Origin of the sequence: Microbacterium sp. (assembly GCF_031178525.1) — a bacterium.
In the GTDB taxonomy this organism is placed as follows: domain Bacteria; phylum Actinomycetota; class Actinomycetes; order Actinomycetales; family Microbacteriaceae; genus Microbacterium.
The window spans coordinates 1-3967 of record NZ_JAPSJA010000216.1; the positions used below are offsets into that span (position 1 = coordinate 1).

The following is a 3967-nucleotide window of genomic DNA, read 5'->3' on the forward strand; positions in this document are numbered from 1 at the left end:
CCCATGCTGCTGGGCGTGCTCTCCGCCACCCCGCTCCCGGCCCTGCCCGGGTGATCCACGGCCCTCCCGGGCCACCCGTTTCGAAGAAAGGACACCGTCATGATCGATTTCGCCTCCGAGCCCGCCCCGCGCGGGGTCGCCGACCTGCTCGCCGACGACACCGGCGCCTCCACCGCGGAGTACGCCATCGTCACGATGGCCGCCGTCGCGTTCGCGGGCGTGCTCGTCGTCATCATGCGCTCGGGCGAGGTGCGCGAGATCCTGACCGATCTCGTCCGCCGCGCGCTGTCGGTCGCGTGATCCGACGCGTCGCATCCCGTCGCGACGCGTCCCCGCGCGGCGGCGGGGAGCGGTCGACGGCGGGGGAGCGCGGCTCGGTGGCCGCGGAACTCGCTGTGGCGCTCCCCGCCGTCGTGATCGTCGTGGCGCTCGGCATCGGCGCTCTGTTGGCGGCCGCGACCCAGGTGCGGCTGCAGGACGTCGCCGCCGACGGTGCGCGGCTGGTGGCGCGCGGCGAGCCCGAGGGCCGCGCCGCCGGCGTGGTCGCGCAAGTCGGCGGCGCGCGGTCGGCGGTGTCGTGGAACGGTGAGCTCGTGTGCGTGACCGCGAGCGTGGACGTGCGCGTCGCGGGCGTCCCGGTCCCGCTGCGTGCGGCGAGCTGTGCCCTCGACGGAGGACTGTGATCCGCCATGGCAGGGTCCGCGCTCGCCGCCGGGGTCGCCGGTGCAACGGCCGTGCTCATGCTCGGACTCACGGCGGCGGGAGCCGCCGCGGTCGAGAGTCAGCGCATCGCGAGCGTCGCGGATGCCGCCGCGCTCGCGGCTGCCGACGCCGCCAGCGGTGCCGTCCCGGGCGACCCCTGCGCGCGGGCAGCCGAGGTCGCCGGGGCGCAGCGCGCGAGCGTCGCATCCTGCGCGCTCAACGGGCTGATCGCGACCGTCACCGTGGGCGCGAGCTTCGCGGGCCTGCCGGTCGATGCCACTGCGCGCGCGGGTCCGCCGCCGCTGCCCGGATGATCCGACGTCGAACAAGCGCGAGCAGACGCACATCGCTCCTTATGTATTGTGTGCAACGACGAAAGGACACCCGTTGTCATCAGGCAAGAAGCTCGTCATCGTCGAGTCACCGACGAAGATGAGGTCGATCCAGGGCTACCTCGGCGACGATTACGAGGTGCTCAGCTCGGTGGGTCACATCCGTGACCTGGCCGACAAGCGCGACATCCCCGAGAAGGATCGCGCCGCGTACGGCAAGTACTCGATCGACATCGACAACGGATTCGACCCCTACTACGTCGTCAGCGACCGCAAGACCAAGACCGTCTCCGAGCTGAAGCGGGCGGTGAAGAGCGCCTCCGAGGTCCTGCTCGCCACCGATGAGGACCGCGAGGGCGAGGCCATCGCGTGGCACCTGCTCGAGACGCTCAAGCCCAAGGTGCCCGTCAAGCGCATGGTGTTCCACGAGATCACCAAGGACGCCATCCGCGCAGCGGTCGACCGCACGCGCGAGCTGGACCTCGCGCTCGTCGACGCGCAGGAGACCCGACGGATCCTCGACCGCCTCTACGGCTGGGACGTCTCGCCCGTGCTCTGGCGCAAGGTCGGCAGCGGCGCCGGCGGTCAGGCTCTCAGCGCCGGACGCGTGCAGTCGGCCGCCACGCGCCTGATCGTCGAGCGCGAGCGCGAGCGCATGGCGTTCGTCTCCGCCGACTACTGGGGTATCCAGGCGCGCGCGGCGCGCGAGGACGAGGGCTTCTCCGTGCGCCTCGTGCGCCTCGACGGGGCCTCGCTGGCCTCCGGTCGCGACTTCGACGACCGCGGCCAGCTCAAGCGCGCCGTCGTCGTGCTCGACGAGCAGGCCGCTCGTGCGCTCGCGACGGCGTTCGACGCGGCGGCCGAGGCCACCGTCACCAAGGTCGAGGCCAAGCCGGGCAAGCGCCGTCCGTACGCGCCGTTCACGACGTCGACGCTGCAGCAGGAGGCCGGCCGCAAGCTCGGCCTGTCCGCCAAGAACGCGATGTCGGTCGCGCAGAGCCTGTACGAGCGCGGCTACATCACCTATATGCGCACCGACTCGACGAACCTCAGCGCGCAGGCCGTGAAGGCCGCGCGCGAGCAGGCGGTCGCGCTGTACGGCGAGAGGGCCGTGCCGCTCAAGCCGCGCGTGTACGCGTCCAAGAGCAAGAACGCGCAGGAGGCGCACGAGGCGATCCGCCCCTCGGGTGAGCAGTTCCGCACGCCCAAGCAGGTGACGGGCGAACTCGGCCGCGACGAGCTGCGGATGTACGACCTGATCTGGAAGCGCACGGTCGCGAGCCAGATGGCCGACGCCGAGTTCGAGACGACGACCGTCACGCTCGAGGCGCAGGCCGACGGCAAGACCGCAGAGTTCACGGCATCCGGCACGGTCTACACCTTCAAGGGCTTCCTCGACGCGTACGAGGAGGGCAAGGACGAGCGCCGCCGCGATGCGGACGAGGCCGAGAACCAGGCGCTGCCGCAGGTGGCGACGGGCGACCGGCTCGCGCTGTCCGACGCCGAGGCGAAGGGTCACTCGACGACGCCGCCGCCCCGCTTCACCGAGGCGAGCCTCGTCAAGGCGCTCGAGGAGAAGGGCATCGGGCGTCCGTCGACGTTCGCGAGCATCATCGGCGTGATCCTGGACCGCGGCTACGCGTCCAAGCGCGGCCAGGCGCTCGTGCCGTCGTGGCTCGCCTTCAGCGTGGTGCGTCTGCTCGAGCAGCACTTCGCCGAGCTCGTCGACTACGACTTCACGGCAGCGCTCGAGGACGACCTCGACGCGATCGCGCGCGGCGAGCAGAAGCGCGTCGAGTGGCTGCGTTCGTTCTACTTCGGCTCGGGCGAACACCCCGGCCTGCGCAACATCGTCGACAACCTCGGCGAGATCGACGCCCGCGCGCTGAACGCCACGCCCCTCACCGACACCGCGACCCTGCGCTTCGGCAAGTACGGTCCGTACATCGACGTGATCGACCCGTCGGATCCCGACGGCAAGTCGCGCATCGTCAACGTCCCCGAGGACCTCGCGCCCGACGAGCTCACCGCCGAGAAGGTGCAGGAGCTGATCGAGGCGCCCGTCGCGGGCGACCGCGTGCTGGGCGAGAACCCCGAGAACGGCAAGCTCGTCGTCGTGAAGGACGGCCGCTTCGGCCCCTACGTCCAGGAGCAGGACCCGGTCGACCCCGATGCCGCAGACGCCGCGACCGGCGAGGTCGCGGAGGAGGCGCCCAAGAAGCGCACGGCGAAGAAGGCGGCGGCACCCAAGCCGCGCACCGCTTCGCTGTTCAAGTCGATGTCGCCCGAGTCGATCGACCTCGACGCGGCGCTCAAGCTGCTGTCGCTGCCGCGTCTGGTCGGGACGGACCCGGCGACGGGCGAGGAGATCACGGCGCAGAACGGCCGCTTCGGCCCGTACCTCAAGAAGGGCTCCGACTCGCGCTCGCTCGAGAGCGAGAACCAGATCTTCGACGTGACCCTCGAGCAGGCGCTCGAGCTGTACGCGCAGCCGAAGTACGGCGCCCGCCGCGCCTCGAGCGCGCTCAAGGAGTTTGAGGCCGATCCGGTCAGCGGCAAGCCCATCCGGATCCGTGACGGACGGTTCGGCGCGTACGTCACCGACGGCGAGACGAACGTCACGATCCCGCGCGGCACGACGCCGGACGAGGTCACGTTCGAGCGCGCGGTCGAGATGCTCGCCGAGAAGCGCGCGAAGGGCCCCGCGCCCAAGCGCGGACGCGGCGGCGCCAAGGCCGCACCTGCCAAGACCGCGGCGAAGAAGACGACCACCGCGAAGAAGACGACGGCCGCCAAGAAGCCCGCCGCGTCCGCGTCCCGCTCGGAGGCGGCGAAGAAGGCCGCCGCGACGCGGGCCGCGAACCGTGCGAAGAAGGCCGCGGAAGAGCAGTGAGCGCCGATCGCGGCCTCTGGATCACGTTCGAGGGCGGCGA

General features: G+C 71.5%; 4 protein-coding genes. All 4 read left to right on the forward strand.

Going from position 1 to position 3967, the window contains the following annotated elements; all coding sequences use genetic code 11:
• Nucleotides 1–99: 99 nt before the first annotated feature.
• The 4 genes from RIF89_RS11805 to topA all read left to right on the forward strand — a co-directional run bounded on the left by RIF89_RS11805 (nt 100) and on the right by topA (nt 3927).
• A complete protein-coding gene (locus tag RIF89_RS11805) occupies nt 100–300 on the forward strand; it encodes a DUF4244 domain-containing protein (RefSeq protein WP_309069303.1) in 201 nt (66 codons plus the stop codon).
• A 95-nt stretch (nt 301–395) separates the two neighbouring features.
• Complete coding sequence (locus RIF89_RS11810) at nt 396–683, forward strand: TadE family type IV pilus minor pilin (RefSeq protein WP_309069304.1); 288 nt, start codon at nt 396–398, stop codon at nt 681–683.
• 6 nt (nt 684–689) lie between these two features.
• A complete protein-coding gene (locus RIF89_RS11815; RefSeq protein WP_309069305.1) occupies nt 690–1016 on the forward strand; it encodes an Rv3654c family TadE-like protein in 327 nt (108 codons plus the stop codon).
• Nucleotides 1017–1089: 73 nt separating this feature from the next.
• Complete coding sequence (gene topA, locus RIF89_RS11820; RefSeq protein ID WP_309069306.1) at nt 1090–3927, forward strand: type I DNA topoisomerase; 2838 nt, start codon at nt 1090–1092, stop codon at nt 3925–3927.
• The last annotated feature ends 40 nt before the right edge of the window (nt 3928–3967 follow it).